This is a genomic window from Streptomyces sp. NPDC060000 (assembly GCF_042737375.1).
In the GTDB taxonomy this organism is placed as follows: domain Bacteria; phylum Actinomycetota; class Actinomycetes; order Streptomycetales; family Streptomycetaceae; genus Streptomyces.
In genome coordinates, this window is the sequence record NZ_JBHWUU010000039.1 from 42,498 (window position 1) to 56,857 (window position 14,360).

A 14,360-nucleotide genomic window follows, 5' to 3' on the forward strand; every position below is an offset into this window, starting at 1 on the left:
AGGTCAGGAGGCCTTGGCCTTCTCGCTCTCGGTCTTCTCGGCGACCGGCTTCGCGGCGACCGGCGCCGGCTTCGCGGCCTCGTAGAACTCCTCGCGCGGGGACTCCAGCGCACCCAGCGCCACGACCTCGCGCTTGAGGAACATGCCGAGCGTCCAGTCGGCGAAGACGCGGATCTTACGGTTCCACGTCGGCATCGCCAGGCCGTGGTAACCACGGTGCATGTACCAGGCGAGGCGGCCCTTGAGCTTGATCTTCACCTTGCCCATGACGATCATCGCGACGCCCTTGTGGAGGCCGAGGCCCGCCACCGCACCCTTGTTGGCGTGCGAGTACTCCTTCTGCGGGAAGCCGCGCATACCGGAGATCACGTTGTCGCCGAGGACCCTGGCCTGACGCAGCGCGTGCTGCGCGTTCGGCGGGCACCAGGCGTTCTCTACGCCGGCCTTGCGGGCGGCGACGTCGGGGACCTGGGCGTTGTCGCCGGCGGCCCAGATGTAGTCGGTGCCCTGCACCTGGAGGGTGGGCGCCGTGTCCACGTGACCGCGGGGGCCCAGCGGCAGGCCGTAGCGGGCCAGCACCGGGTTGGGCTTGACGCCGGCCGTCCACACGATGGTGCTGGAGTCGACCTCGAGGCCGTTCTTCAGCACCACGTGGCCGTCGACGCAGGAGTCCATGGAGGTGGAGAGGTAGATCTCCACACCGCGGCCCTCGAGGTGCTCCTTGCCGTACTGGCCCAGCTTGGGGCCGACCTCGGGAAGGATCTTGTCGGCGGCGTCGACGAGGATGAACCGCATGTCCTCGCGGGACACCGTCTTGTAGTACTTGGCCGCGTCCCGGGCCAGGTCCTCGACCTCACCGATGGTCTCCGCACCGGCGAAGCCGCCGCCGATGAAGACGAAGGTGAGCGCCTTGCGGCGGATCTCCTCGTCGGTCGTGGAGTCGGCCTTGTCGAGCTGCTCGAGGACGTGGTTGCGCAGGCCGATGGCCTCCTCCACACCCTTCATACCGATGCCCTGTTCGGCGAGGCCGGGGATCGGGAAGGTGCGGGAGACCGCGCCGAGCGCGATCACCAGGTAGTCGAAGGGCAGCTCGTACGCCTCGCCGACCAGCGGGGCGATCGTGGCGACCTTGCGGTCCTGGTCGATGGTGGTGACCCGGCCGGTGAGAACCTCCGCCTTGGGCAGCACGCGTCGCAGCGGGACGACGACGTGGCGCGGGGAGATGTTGCCGGCGGCGGTTTCGGGGAGGAAGGGCTGGTAGGTCATGTACGACCGGGGGTCGACGACCGTGACGGTCGCCTCGCCGTAGCGCATCTTCTTCATGATGCGCCGAGCTGCGTACAGGCCTACGTACCCACCGCCTACTACGAGGATCCTGGGACGCTCCGTGGTGCTCATGCCATCGAGTATCCACCCGCTCCAGGGGGGTAGCTCGTGCGCCCCTTCACAAGCTTCGAGGGGGTGTGTGCTATCCTCCGCGGCCCGCGTGATCCACGTCATGGCGCGGAACGGGAACCAGCGTGTAGGGCATGGCGTTGTCAATGCCGCGTGAGCTGCCTCTCCGGGCCCGGAGGGCCTCCGTGAGGCCCCCCCGGGACCCCCTCCCGGCACCTCCGCGACACGTCCGCGCCCGCCTCTTTTGAACACGTTCACACGGGTGTTGGGCCCCCGGAAGGGTCAACGAGGACGTCTCCTTCCTCCGACAGGGCCGAATTCCTTGTGAAGAACTTCACGAACTTTCCCGAGGGGGTGCCCCCGGAACGCGTCCGAGGGGCCACGAAGGGCCCCTCGGCACTGCTCATACGCGCATCCGGCCTGCTCAGCAGAGTGCGAGTACCGGGTCGTCCGGCGGCTACGCGATCGACCAGGCGATGCCGTCGAGGATGTCGTGCTCGCTCACCACGACCTCCTGCGCGCCGATCCGCTCCATGATCGCCAGCAGTACGAGCGCGCCCGCCGCGATCACGTCCACCCGGCCCGGATGCATCGCCGGCTGCGCCGCGCGCTGTTCGTGGGTGGCCCTCAGGAGGGCGTCGCTGATGCCCCTGACCCGGTCGAGACCGATCCGCGAGTGGTGGATCGCCGTGGAGTCGTACTCGTCCAGTCCCAGCGCGATCGCCGCGACCGTCGTGACCGAGCCGGCCAGACCGACCAGGGTGTGCGCCTCACGAAGCGGGACGGTCCGCTCGGCCAGGTCGAGGGCGGCCTCGATGTCGGCGCGCATCGCCGCGATCTGCCCGGCGGTGGGCGGGTCGGCGACCTCACCGTCCACGATCAGGTGCCGCTCGGTCATCCGTACGCAGCCCACGTCGACGGAGCGCGCGGCGCGCACCCGGTCGTCGCCGACGACGAACTCGGTCGAGCCGCCGCCGATGTCCACCACCAGGAAGGGCCTGGCGAGGTCGGCACGCCCCTTGAGTTCCTTCGTGGCGCCCGTGAAGGAGAACTCGGCCTCCTGGTCGCCCGTGATGACCTCGGGCTCGACGCCGAGGATGTCCAGCACCCCGCGCACGAACTCGTCCCGGTTCTCCGCGTCCCGGGAGGCGGAGGTGGCGACGAAACGCAGCCGCTGAGCGCCGTACTCCTTGATGGCGGCCGCGTACTCCCGGCAGGCCGCGAAGGTCCGCTCCAGCGCCTCGGGGGCGAGCCGTCCGGTGCGGTCGACGCCCTGGCCGAGGCGGACGATCGTCATCCGGCGGTCCAGGTCGACCAGCTCACCGGTCTCCGGGTCGGCGTCGGCGACCAGCAGGCGGATCGAGTTCGTACCGCAGTCGACGGCGGCGACGCGGGTCACCGAGCGGCCGCCTTCGGCTCGTCCAGCTGAACCGGCGTCACACAGCTGCCCTTGCGCCACCACTCCGGGAGCATCGCCAGGGCCTCGTCGCCGAGCGGGTTCACGCCCGGTCCTGCGGCCAGGGAGTGCGCCACGAGCACGTGCAGGCACTTCACGCGGTCCGGCATGCCGCCCGCGCTGGGGAAGTCCTTCAGCTCCTCGATCTCGTCCCGGCGCCGGATGTAGTCCTCGTGCGCGGCACGGTAGGAGGCGGCCAGTTCGGGGTCGGTGCGCAGCCGCTCCGTCATCTCCTTCATCACGCCGTTCGCCTCGAGCGTGCCGATGGCCGAGTTGGCCTTGGGGCACGTCAGGTAGTACAGCGTCGGGAAGGGCGTGCCGTCGGGCAGCCGGGGAGCCGTCTCCACGACGTCCGGCCGGCCGCACGGGCAGCGGTGCGCGATCGCGCGCAGGCCGCGCGGCGGCCGTCCGAGCTGCTGCTTGAAGGCCTCGACGTCCGCGTCGGTGGGCTCGGTGCGCGGGGTGGTCGGCGGGGGCGTTTCCATGCCTGTCTTTCTATCGGTTCTGGCTGCCGGTTCCGTCCATCGGCCCTGGCTGCCGGTCGGTCCACTGGTTCTGCGTGCGGGTCGGTCCAGAGGTTCTGCGTGCGGGTCGGGCCACTGATTCTGCCTGCGGGTCGGTCCACTGGGTTCTGGCTGCGGGTCGGTAAACCGGCTCCGGCTGCCGGTCGGTTCACCGGCTCCGGCTGCCGGTCGGTTCACCGGTCGGAGGCGTCGGACTTGTCGACGCCGTCCCAGACGTTCGCGTACCAGGGGCGGTCGGCCGCCCCGAGGTCGGCGCGCGACTGCCTGGCCGCGTCCGGGTCGATCACCACGAACCCGGTCTCCCCGGGCAGCACATAGTGCAGTCGCAACCGGATCTGCTGCTCCGCGTAGGCATCGTCCTGCCAGCGCGCCTTGAGGTCGCGCAGCTGCTCGACGCGTTCGCCGGCCTGCTGCTTCTCGCGCTCCAGGTCGGCGATCTCGGCACGCTGGGAGACGTACTGGCGCATCGGGTAGGCCAGGGCCACGATCAGCGTGCACAGGACCATCGCGAGAAGCGCGGCGCGGCCGGTGAGCCGGGAGCGGCGGGCCTGACGCCTGGTCTGGGAGCGGTAGACCCGGGCCGCGGTCTGTTCGCCGAGCAGCTTGATCCTGGTCGCGGTGGAGAAACGGTCCCGGTCCTTCACGGCCACTGTTTCCCGCCTCCCGTCTCACACGTGCGTACGTCCCCGCACACGGTACGGGACCGGGTACGGGGACGTACGTACGACTGGCGGAGCCTTCGACTCAGCCCTTGCTGCGCCGATCAGTTCGCAGAGCGGAACCGGGGGAACGCGGAGCGGCCGGCGTACACCGCGGCGTCGTCGAGGATCTCCTCGATGCGCAGCAGCTGGTTGTACTTGGCGACGCGGTCCGAGCGGGCCGGGGCGCCGGTCTTGATCTGACCGCAGTTCACCGCGACGGCGAGGTCGGCGATGGTGACGTCCTCGGTCTCGCCGGAGCGGTGGGACATCATGCACTTGAAGCCGTTGCGCTGGGCCATCTCGACGGCGTCCAGGGTCTCGGTGAGCGAGCCGATCTGGTTCACCTTGACGAGCAGGGCGTTCGCGGAGCCCTCCTCGATGCCGCGGGCCAGACGCTCGGGGTTGGTGACGAAGAGGTCGTCGCCGACGATCTGGACCTTGTCGCCCAGCTTGTCGGTGATGACCTTCCAGCCGGCCCAGTCGTCCTCGTACAGCGGGTCCTCGATGGAGACCAGCGGGTACGCGGAGACGAGCTCCTCGTAGTACTCGGTCATCTCGGCGGCCGAGCGGGACTTGCCCTCGAACTCGTACTTGCCGTCCTTGTAGAACTCGGACGCGGCGACGTCGAGCGCGAGCGCGATCTGCTCGCCGGGGATGTAACCGGCCTGCTGGATGGCCTCGATGATGAGGTCGAGCGCGGCGCGGTTGGACTCCAGGTTCGGGGCGAAGCCGCCCTCGTCGCCGAGGCCGGTGGACAGGCCCTTGGTCTTCAGCACCTTCTTGAGGGTGTGGTAGACCTCGGCGCCCCAGCGCAGCGCCTCGGAGAAGGACTCCGCGCCGATCGGGGCGATCATGAACTCCTGGATGTCCACGTTGGAGTCGGCGTGCGAGCCGCCGTTCAGGATGTTCATCATCGGAACGGGCAGCAGGTGCGCGTTCGGGCCGCCCAGGTAGCGGAACAGCGGCAGGTCGCTGGCCTCGGAGGCGGCGTGGGCGACGGCGAGCGAGACGCCGAGGATGGCGTTGGCGCCGAGCGAGCCCTTGTTGTCGGTGGCGTCCAGGTCGAACATCGCCTGGTCGATCAGGCGCTGCTCGGTGGCGTCGTAGCCGACGAGCTCCGGGCCGATCTGCTCGATGACGGCGAGGACGGCCTTCTCGACACCCTTGCCGTGGTAGCGGTTGGGGTCACCGTCGCGGAGCTCGATGGCCTCGAAGGCACCGGTGGAGGCGCCGGACGGAACGGCGGCACGACCCGTGCTGCCGTCGTCGAGGCCGACCTCGACCTCGACCGTGGGGTTGCCTCGGGAGTCCAGGATTTCCCGGGCTACGACGACGTCGATGGACGGCACGAGCATCTCCTTCTTGGGATGTGACGCTGGTTGTGCGGGGCCCAGGGGCCTTGAGGAGCCCTTGCTGAGCCTTGCGACTAGAGCCTAACCGCCCCGGGGCCGTCGGCAGCCGACCGACCGTCCCGTGGACAGACAGACGGTACCTATTGTTTCCGCCCGGAACAAAGAGGGTGGCCGAGAAAAGCCAACAGGAAGTGGCGAACGGGCAAAGAGAAACCCCGCCCCGGTGCGTACGGGGGAACGCGCACCGGAGCGGGGAGCCCGTGGGGACGGGGGGGTGACCCTCACGAGGTCTTCAGTGTGCCGACCTCGGATGTGAGGGCACTGTGGCTTCTCTGGGGACCAGGTGTCACTTCAGGCGCGGTGCCACTTCAAGTGCAGTGCCACTTCAGGCGCAGTGTCACTTCAGGTGCAGTGTCACTTCAGGCGCAGTGTCACTTCAGGTGCAGCTGCTGGCCCGGGTAGATGAGGTCCGCGTCCGTGACGATGTCCTTGTTCAGCTGGAAGAGCTTCTCCCAGCCACCCTTGACCTTGTGCTTCTCGGCGATGGAGCTGAGGGTGTCGCCCTTGCCGACCTTGTACTCGCCGTCACCCTTCTTGACCTTCTTGCCGGTCGGGGTGGTGACCGTCTTGGAGGCGGCCGGGCGGTCGGTCGAGCGGGAGGCGCTCTGCTCCTCGGTCGAGCGGGTGCTGGTGCTGCCGCTGTTCGACGAGCTGGAGGAATCGGAGGAGCTGGACGAGCCGGCCGAACCGGAGCTCGAGGAGCCGGCGCTGCCGCCGTTGTAGGCGGCGCCGGACAGGCCGGTGCCGCAGACCGGCCAGGCACCCTTGCCCTGACCCGCGAGGACCTTCTCGCCGATGGCTATCTGCTGGGACTTGGAGGCCTGGTTGGCCTGCCCGGCGTACTGCGTGCCGCCGTACGCGGCCCAGGTGGAGGCGGAGAACTGGAGGCCGCCGTAGAAGCCGTTGCCGGTGTTGATGGACCAGTTGCCGCCGGACTCGCACTGGGCGACCGCGTCCCACTCGGAGGAGGTGGCGGCGGAGGCGTTGCCGGCCGCCATCAGCGGGGCGGCGATGGCGACACCGGTGACGCCGGCGAGCGTGGCGACGCGGGTGGCCTTGGACGGACGACGGTGCTTGCCCTTACCGGAAAACAGCATGGTGGATCCCCTCACCGACGCCTACGAGGTGAGCTGTCGGGTTCGGGCCGTGTGAGTTGCCCGGCCACTCCTCACCCACCGGAGCACTGCTCCGTGGGGGGTGTGGCTTAACCCCTAGCCGTTCCGGTCAACCACCCCGATGCGGCACTTACCTTGGGTCCCCCGCTCCTGCCTACGGCGCTTGACGCGACGACTGTTCCCGGGTCGTCGCTGGCAGGATTCGGCGTTGCGACGGCCGGGGCTCGGGTTGCCGAGCGGCCTCGACCGTAGACACGCGATCGGCGGAATTTCAAAGACGATCAGGGCTTCTGAGACTCATCCCACACTTCACCAAATCGGACATTCAGTGCGAAGCGTGACGTGAACTGCCGCTGTTTTTCTTGGGCTTTGCGCCCTATTCCACCCCTGTGTCGAGGGTCTGACCGGGGGTGATGTTGCTCGGGTCGGCGCCGATGAGGCCCCTGTTCTCGGCGTAGAGGGCGCGCCATCCGCCGTCGAGGTCAAGGGAGTCGGCGATGGACTCGAGGGAGTCGCCCTCCTGGACGAGATAGGTGGCCGCGGCGTGCCGGCCGGTGGACGCGGTGGTGGTGCCGTCCAGGGCGTCCACGCCCGCGTCGGTCGCGCTCTTGGGTGTGGCCTCGTCGGCGGTGCCGCGATGGCGGCCGGAACCGAGGGACCCCGTGTCGACGAGGCTCCAAGAACCCGCTTCCTGACCCGAATTGTCCGAGTCGTCCGCTTGCGGGGATGCCGCGACCGAGCCGCCACCCGTCTGCCCGTCACCCTTGCCACCAGAACCGCCGGACGCACCGGAACCGTCCGCGGCGGAAGAAGAGGACGAAGGGGAGGAAGAGGAAGAAGAGGAAGAAGCGGACGCCGAGGGCGAACTGGAGGAATCGGCGGACGAGTCCGACGATCCGGTCGAGGCGTCACCGCCGCTCGAGGAGCCGGACAACCCCCTGGACAGGTCGGACAATCCGGAAGACCCGGATGAGTCCGACGAGTCGGACGAATCCGATGAGTCGTCCGCCACGCCGGTGTCCACGCTCAGCGCGCCGTTCTCCTGGGTGAGCCCGGAGGTCAGCCCGCAGGTACCCCAGGCGCCGATGCCCTGGGCCGCGAGCACCTTCTGCGCCACGGATATCTGCTGGTTGCGGCTGGCCAGATCGGGGCTCGCCGCGTAGTCGAGGCCGCCGTACGTCTCCCAGTCCTTCTGGGTGAGGCTCAGGCCGCCGTACTCGCCGGCACCCTGGTCGGCGCTCCACGAGCCGCCGGTCTCGCACTGCGCCACCTTGTCCCAGACCGTGCCGTCGGCGGCGCTCGCGCCGGAGGCGGCGAGCAGCGGGATGGCGATGGCGGAGCCCGTCACTCCGGCCGCGACGAGGAGAGCCGGGGCCTGGCGGGGGCGACGGTGACGACCGTTCCCGGAGAGCATGCGAGGGGCCTTTCTCTGGACAGCACTGACCGGCGCGGCGGGTTGAACCGATGCGTCGCGCTGACGAGTGAACGTATCGGCAGACGATCACTTGTCACAAGTTAATGCCGCGCAGATCACGTGAAGATCACAGACTTGAGTGTTGGTCACCTTTGCTTTGCCGAACGGTCACACTCCGGCCGACATTCGGTCAGGTCCGTAGCTGTTATGAACCGGAATGCACCGGAGTGAACTCGACCGGCAGAGTCCGCAGTCCGCGCATGATGAGTCCGCCACGCCATCTCAACTCGGCCGGAGCCACGGCCAGTCGGAGGTCGGGCAGCCGGGTGAGAAGCGTGGCCAGCGCGGTCTGGCCCTCCAGCCGGGCCAGCGGGGCGCCCAGGCAGTAGTGGATGCCGTGGCCGTAGCCGAGGTGCTGGTTGTCCCGGCGGGAGAGGTCGAGGGTGTCCGGGTCCGAAAAACGGGCCGGGTCACGGTCGGCGGCCGCCAGGACGACCAGGACCGGGTCGCCCGGCGCGATGTCCTGCCCGCCGATGCTGAGCGGTTCGGTCGCGAACCGCCAGGTGGCCAGTTCCACGGGGCCGTCGTAGCGCAGGAGTTCCTCGACGCCGGTCTCCAGGAGGGTGCGGTCGCCGCCGTCCTCGGTGAGCGACCGCTGGAGGCGTTCGCGCTGCTCGGGGTGGGTGAGGAGGGCGTAGGTGCCGTTGCCGATGAGATTGACGGTCGTCTCGAAGCCGGCGAACAGCAGGATGAAGGCCATGGCGGCGGCCTCGTTCTCGGTGAGGTGCTCGCCGTGGTCGGAGGCGCGGATCAGGCCGGAGATGAGGTCCTCGCCGGGAGCCGGCTCGGCCGGGAGCTCCGCTCGCTTGCGGTGGATGAGCTCCAGCAGATATCCGCGCATCTTCTTCACCGACCGCGCGACCCCGCCCCTGGGACCTCCGCCGTGCCGGATCATCATCCCGGCCCAGTCGCGGAAGTCGTCCTGGTCCTCGCGGGGGACGCCCAGGAGGTCGCAGATGGCGTAGATGGGGAGCGGGAAGGCGAAGTCGTGGATGAGGTCGGCCTCGCCCTCGGCGGCGAACCGGTCGATGAGGTCGTCCGTCAGCTCCTGGACCCGGGCGGCGAACTCGGCGACCCGGCGCGGCGTGAAGGCCTTGCTGACGAGCCGACGCAGCCGTGTGTGGTCCGGCGGGTCGATGTTGAGCAGATGCGTCATCAGCTCCGCCTTGCGCTCACCTGGGATGCCGGTCTTGCCCTTGGCGTGCGCCGGTTCGTCGTGGTGCGCGGGGTTCTTGGAGAGCCTGTGGTCGGCCAGGGCCTGTTTCGCGTCGGCGTAACGGGTGACCAGCCAGGCCTCCACACCGCTGGGCAGGGTGGTGCGGTGCACGGGGGCGTGCTCACGCAACCACGCGTAGGCGGGATAGGGGTCGGTGGCGAATTCCCAGGTGAAGAGGTCGGGGGCGGGCGGGGTGTCGCCCGAGGGGCGGGGCTGGTTGGTCACGCCTTGACGGTAGCGGGGTTCCCGAGGGGGCTCTGCGAGGGCCTCGGGTGGAGGAGGTTGCCCGACGGCTCCGCAAGGGCCTCGGGCGGGGGGCCCGACAGCTCCGCGAGGCGCTTCGACCGGCGGCGGGGCAACCGGACCGGACAGGGAACCCGGACGGGAAGCCCCGACAGGGAACCCGGGGGGAAGCCGGAGGGGAAGCCGGAGGGGAAGCCCTGACAGGGAACCCGGACAGGGAGCCCGGACGAACCGCGCCTTTATGGGGGAGCCCGGACGAGGAGCCCTCGAATCAGCCCTCCATACCCTCTATATCCTCTGTCTCCTCTATACCTTCGACGCCCCGGATCGCGTCCCGGTACGTGCGGGCCGCCGCCCGCAGTGCCGCCTCAGGGTCTATGCCCTCCGACTCGGCGCGTGCCGCCAGCGCGAGCAGTTCGTAGCCGATGCCCTCGGCCGCCGGGAGTGGCACCTCCAGTCGTGCCGTCCGGGCCCGGGACACCAGTTTCGTCGCGAGGGCCAGTCCGGGCTGGTGGAGGGGGACGCCGTCGGTCACGGACTCCCGCCGCTTCTCCGTCGCCTTCGTGCGGAGCCAGTGCTCCTTCACCTCCTCCGGGGTCGTCGCCGTGGCGTCGCCGAACACATGGGGGTGGCGGTGGATGAGCTTGGCGACGATCGTGCCCGCGACGTCGTCGACGGAGAAGGGGGACTCCTCGTCCTCCTCGGCGATGCGGGCGTGGAAGACGACCTGGAGCAGAACGTCGCCCAGCTCCTCGCGGAGTTCGTCGCGGTCTCCGTCCTCGATCGCCTCGACCAGTTCGTACGACTCCTCGACCGCGTACTTCGCCAGGCCCTTGTGGGTCTGCCGGGAGGACCACGGGCACTCGACGCGGATGCGGTCCATGACCTGGACGAGGTCGAGGAGCCGGGCGCCGGGCAGGTCGTAGGAGGCGGGCAGCAGTTCCAGGTCGGGCATCGACACACGGCCGGAGCCGGCCAGCCGGGCCAGGCCGTCCGTGAGGGCCGGTTCGCCTTCGCCGGTGGCCACGACCACGACCGTGCGGCCGTCGGCGCAGGCGGCGAGCAGCTCCTCGGCGGTCGGGGAGGACTCCTCGACCGTGATGCCCGCGTCCCGCAGGTAAGGCAGCTGCGGATGAGCGCCGTCCGCGCACAGCACCCGGTCCGCCGTGCGCAGGGCCTGCCAGGCGGGCCAGGACAACAGGCCGGGGGCGACCCGGTGGCTGGTGGTGAGCAGGACGACCCGGCCGGGGGCGGCGACCTCGGCGTGGGCGGCGGCGGAGCTGATTGCGTTCACACCCCGAACGTAACCCACACCCGCCGGCGGCCCTCCGAGTTATCCACAGGACAGGTCAGCCGGTCATACGATCACACGGCCACCTGGTCGGGTGAGCACGTGGTGTCGGGCGATCACGTGGTCACGTCGTCTGCTGCGTCCCCGCCGTCGAGATCTCCCGTACCCAGGGCGTCTTCGCGTCGACGCGGGCGACCTTCTGCGCGTCCCAGTTCCCGTAGCGCGGGTTGAGATCGACGCCGAGCGCCTTGGACGCCTTGGACAGGGCGTTCCAGAAGGCGGGCTGGCTGGTGTTCGTACCGAGCCCGGCGGCGAGTTTCTGGGCCTCCAGCTGGAGGTGCAGATTCTCGTCGAGGCGCTGCGGCGGAATGCCGTACTGCTGGAGCCACGCCGTCTCCAGGCCCTTCGCGCCGCCCGCCTGCTGCTCCAGACCGGCCCGCATCTCCTGGACCTCCCGGCGGCTGACGGTGATGTCCGCGTCCTCGGCGGCCCGGTGCAGCACCTTGTCGAGGACCATGCCGTGCAGGGTGTCGCGGGCGAGGGTGCCGGTCTGGGCGACGACCTGCTTGTACTGGGCGTCGTCGGTGACCGCGGCGCGCTGGGCCGTGCGCACCTCGTCCACCCGGCTCTCCAACTGCGCGACGGTGATCCGCTGGCCGCCGACGACGGCCGCAGCGCCCGGATGCGCGTCGTTCCCGCAGGCGGCGAGGAGAGGGGCCGCCACGATCGCGGCGGACAGCAGGAGCGCGGTGCGACGACGGCGGTGCAAGGGAACCTCCCGAGGAGATTGTGCGACGGTGCACAAAGTCTTGCGGTGATCGATGTTAGGCAGTGGGGCGGCTGGGGCCAACCCATTCGACCAACGATTCACCAGGACTTCGGGCACCGCCGCGCCCGCTCGCCGCCCGCTCGTCGGTGCGAGGGCTCAGCCTCGCGCGTCCACCGCGTGCTCGACGGCGTCCGCGACGTCCGCGCGCAGGCCGTCGCCCGTGGCCACCGTGCGCACGTTCACGTTCGCGCGCGTGGCGCCGCCCACCAGGACGAAGTCGACCTTCTTGTACTGCGCCGCCGTCGCTTCCACTGCGGTGACCTCTGGTTTCCCGACCGCCAGGACGACGTCGCAGGAGCGCTGAAGCAGGCCGTTGAGGAAGGGTCGCGCGTTGCCGGTGCTCTGTTCGCCGGTCACCGGCGCGTAGCTCACGCGCGCGTGCGTCTTCGAAGACGCGTCCTGCATGCCCTGCCAGACGGTGGCCGCGGTGCTGTCGGCGGTGATGCCCTTGTCGTCGGTGAGGAGACAGGCGTCCACGTCGCTGTACGCGCGGGCGCGGGTGTCGGGGACGGCGGGACGGTCGTCGTGGGAGAAGAGGAGGACGGCGGCCACCGTGAGGGCCGCCGCTGCCACGAGGGCGCCCGCCGCGAGGGCGAGAGTGCGCCCGCGCAGCGCGCGCAGCCAGGTGACGGCCGCAAGCCCGAAGGCGAACGCCCGCCCTTCGCGCGCCCCGTCCGCCCTCTGCGCCGCCCGCGCCGCCCGTGCCTGGGACACCTGTCTGACCTGCTTGCTCACCGCTGCCGCTCCATTTCTTCTTCGCTACTCCCCGGTCGGTCGCTGCGGCCAGGCGCGCCACGCGTGCGTGGCGGCGCCGGCCGTAGACAGGGCGATCAGCAGCACGTCGAGCGCGAACAGCGCCCCGTGCGTGTCGACCGGGGTCAGCGCGAGCTCGGTGAGCCAGGCGGCCAGCACCGCGCTGAAGGCGACGAAGGCCGACCAGTCGGCCCGGGAGCGCCGGCGCAGGGCCAGCACGAGGGACGGGACGGGGCACAGCAGCCCCAGGCTGAGGACTGGCAGCAGCGTGAAGCCCGCGCGCGCGACGGGCGTACGCAGCGCCGCACCGGCCACGGCCCCCGCGAAGACCATCCTCATGTCCTGCCCCTCCCTCACGCCTCGCGTGTCAGGACTCGCGCGTCACGCCTCATGTGATCCGGATCAGCCGACGATGGCGACCGGGGCGTCCCACGAGTCGCGGTCCACGGTGATCGTGTAACCGCCGCGGGTCTCCTTGCTGTTGACCTGGAACTGGTGGCCGCGGCTGTGGTTCGTGAACTGGGTCGCGCCCCACGGCCAGTCGGTGGTCGTGGTGTCCTTCTTGTCCCACAGGGCGTACCAGAGGTTGCCCGGCAGGTCCGTCTTGTTCGTCGCGGTGGCGATGGCTTTGGCGCTGGAGCTGCTGAAGCCGTAGTAGCCGCCCCGGTAGATCTTGGCGCGCAGCGTCTTGGTGAAGGAGCGCACGTACGCCAACACGGCGTCGTTGCACGCCTTGTTGGTGATGTCGTACGCCTCCATGTCGAGGTAGATCGGGCTGCCGGCCTTCATGCCGAGCGCCGAGGCCTTGGCGACCGCGTCCGCGCCGTCGGTCGCGCCGAGCGAGGTGGCCGTGGCGGCGGTGATCTTCTCGGGGCTGGAGCCGGTCTGGCAGGGCGGCTGGGCGCCGACGTAGAGCGGGATCAGCTTCCAGCCGACCGCGTTGACCGACTTCACCCAGGAGGCGGTCAGGTTGGGCTGCGCGCAGCCCCGGTTCTTGCCACCGACGTAGACGGCCGCGCCGCCGTAGTACCCGTCGGTCTTCCAGGCCTTCATCGCGGCCAGGGAGGGCGCGGTGCAGGCGTCGAAGGCACGTCCGGTGTACGTCTTCTGGGCGGGCCAGGTGGTGGCCGCCATCGAGGTCTGCGCCGCTATCCCGGCCCCCGCGAGGACGGCCGCTCCGGCCACGCCCCACGTGATGTATCTGCGCTTCCTGGACTGCCGGTGCTCGGCCATCCCCACCCCATCGTTCGTCTCTGTGTGCGGCGCTGTTGCCGCGTGGGCCTGTGGCGTGTGCCTTGCCAGGCCGAAGTCCCCTGAACCGGTGCGACGATACGGTGTCGACTCGACGTCCGTACCGGCGGCTCGCACCGTAACCCGCGGCGTCCCACTGATCGGGAAACACAGGTCCCGCATAGCCACAAGATTCGCTCATGTCACAGTAAAGAAGCGATGCCGTGGAGTGGTTCGTCCGTGTCCTACCCTTAGCTCCTGGTGACTTGGGGGGCGACATGACGATGCCGACGACATCGACGGCGGCGGGCGCGGAGAGACGGCTTGCGGGCGGCTGGTTCCAGCGGCTCGCCTGGGGGGTCCTGGTCTGGGGCTCACTGGGCCTGCTGGTCTGGGTGCCCTTCCTCTATGTGGCGATCCGCCGCGGCCACTCCTCGGACTGGGCGGCCTTCGCCTCGTTCGCGCTGTACGAGTGCGTGACCCTGCCGTGGGCGGTGATGACGGCCGACGGCGACGGCGACCCCTACCTCGGCATCGCCGTCATGGTGTCCCTGCTGACGGCGACGGGCATGCTTCTGTTCGCGATGTTCGACAAGAGCCTCCCGACACCCCAGCCGGCCTACGGCACGGGCATGCCCCCGCAGGGCGGGCCGTACCAGCAGGGGTACCCGTACGGGAGGTAGGGACGGCGGGCGGGCGGGCGCCGAGCGCCCTGCGACCC

The 14,360-nt window shown here is 70.1% G+C and carries 14 protein-coding genes and 1 riboswitch; of the genes, 1 reads left to right on the forward strand and 13 read right to left on the reverse strand.

Going from position 1 to position 14,360, the window contains the following annotated elements; all coding sequences use genetic code 11:
- Positions 1 to 3: 3 nt before the first annotated feature.
- The 13 genes from ACFWBB_RS21310 to ACFWBB_RS21370 form a co-directional block, all read right to left on the reverse strand.
- A complete protein-coding gene (locus ACFWBB_RS21310; RefSeq protein ID WP_385274541.1) occupies positions 4 to 1,398 on the reverse strand; it encodes an NAD(P)/FAD-dependent oxidoreductase in 1,395 nt (464 codons plus the stop codon).
- Positions 1,399 to 1,852: 454 nt separating this feature from the next.
- Positions 1,853 to 2,794 carry an exopolyphosphatase gene (locus ACFWBB_RS21315; protein ID WP_385274544.1) on the reverse strand — a complete coding sequence of 314 codons (942 nt, stop codon included), beginning with the start codon at positions 2,792 to 2,794 and terminating at the stop codon, positions 1,853 to 1,855.
- The gene (locus tag ACFWBB_RS21320) at positions 2,791 to 3,336 is read right to left on the reverse strand and encodes a DUF501 domain-containing protein (protein WP_385274547.1); all 546 of its coding nucleotides are present in this window, start codon (positions 3,334 to 3,336) and stop codon (positions 2,791 to 2,793) included. The genes ACFWBB_RS21315 and ACFWBB_RS21320 overlap by 4 nt, the downstream gene beginning before the upstream one ends.
- 212 nt (positions 3,337 to 3,548) lie before the next feature.
- Complete coding sequence (locus ACFWBB_RS21325) at positions 3,549 to 4,025, reverse strand: septum formation initiator family protein (RefSeq protein ID WP_385274550.1); 477 nt, start codon at positions 4,023 to 4,025, stop codon at positions 3,549 to 3,551.
- Positions 4,026 to 4,138: 113 nt separating this feature from the next.
- Positions 4,139 to 5,431 carry a phosphopyruvate hydratase gene (gene eno, locus ACFWBB_RS21330; RefSeq protein WP_385274553.1) on the reverse strand — a complete coding sequence of 431 codons (1,293 nt, stop codon included), beginning with the start codon at positions 5,429 to 5,431 and terminating at the stop codon, positions 4,139 to 4,141.
- 428 nt (positions 5,432 to 5,859) lie between these two features.
- Positions 5,860 to 6,585 carry a transglycosylase family protein gene (locus ACFWBB_RS21335; RefSeq protein WP_385274556.1) on the reverse strand — a complete coding sequence of 242 codons (726 nt, stop codon included), beginning with the start codon at positions 6,583 to 6,585 and terminating at the stop codon, positions 5,860 to 5,862.
- Between the two features lie 3 nt (positions 6,586 to 6,588).
- Positions 6,589 to 6,775: riboswitch (cyclic di-AMP (ydaO/yuaA leader) on the reverse strand.
- Between the two features lie 204 nt (positions 6,776 to 6,979).
- Positions 6,980 to 8,017, reverse strand: coding sequence for a transglycosylase family protein (locus tag ACFWBB_RS21340; RefSeq protein WP_385274559.1), 1,038 nt, complete (start codon positions 8,015 to 8,017; stop codon positions 6,980 to 6,982).
- 205 nt (positions 8,018 to 8,222) lie between these two features.
- Complete coding sequence (locus ACFWBB_RS21345; protein ID WP_385274562.1) at positions 8,223 to 9,518, reverse strand: cytochrome P450; 1,296 nt, start codon at positions 9,516 to 9,518, stop codon at positions 8,223 to 8,225.
- 289 nt (positions 9,519 to 9,807) lie between these two features.
- Positions 9,808 to 10,830 carry a nucleoside triphosphate pyrophosphohydrolase gene (locus ACFWBB_RS21350; RefSeq protein ID WP_385274565.1) on the reverse strand — a complete coding sequence of 341 codons (1,023 nt, stop codon included), beginning with the start codon at positions 10,828 to 10,830 and terminating at the stop codon, positions 9,808 to 9,810.
- 121 nt (positions 10,831 to 10,951) lie between these two features.
- A complete protein-coding gene (locus ACFWBB_RS21355) occupies positions 10,952 to 11,596 on the reverse strand; it encodes a SurA N-terminal domain-containing protein (protein WP_385274568.1) in 645 nt (214 codons plus the stop codon).
- Positions 11,597 to 11,752: 156 nt separating this feature from the next.
- Positions 11,753 to 12,391, reverse strand: a complete 639-nt coding sequence (locus ACFWBB_RS21360) for a hypothetical protein (RefSeq protein WP_385274571.1) — start codon at positions 12,389 to 12,391, stop codon at positions 11,753 to 11,755.
- A 24-nt stretch (positions 12,392 to 12,415) separates the two neighbouring features.
- Positions 12,416 to 12,748, reverse strand: coding sequence for a hypothetical protein (locus tag ACFWBB_RS21365; protein WP_385274574.1), 333 nt, complete (start codon positions 12,746 to 12,748; stop codon positions 12,416 to 12,418).
- Between the two features lie 63 nt (positions 12,749 to 12,811).
- Entirely contained in the window at positions 12,812 to 13,642 is an 831-nt protein-coding gene (locus ACFWBB_RS21370; protein WP_385274577.1) for a glycoside hydrolase domain-containing protein, read from the reverse strand.
- Positions 13,643 to 13,917: 275 nt separating this feature from the next.
- Here ACFWBB_RS21370 and ACFWBB_RS21375 point away from each other — a divergent pair, with 275 nt between their 5' ends.
- Positions 13,918 to 14,322, forward strand: coding sequence for a hypothetical protein (locus tag ACFWBB_RS21375; RefSeq protein ID WP_385274580.1), 405 nt, complete (start codon positions 13,918 to 13,920; stop codon positions 14,320 to 14,322).
- Positions 14,323 to 14,360: the final 38 nt, after the last annotated feature.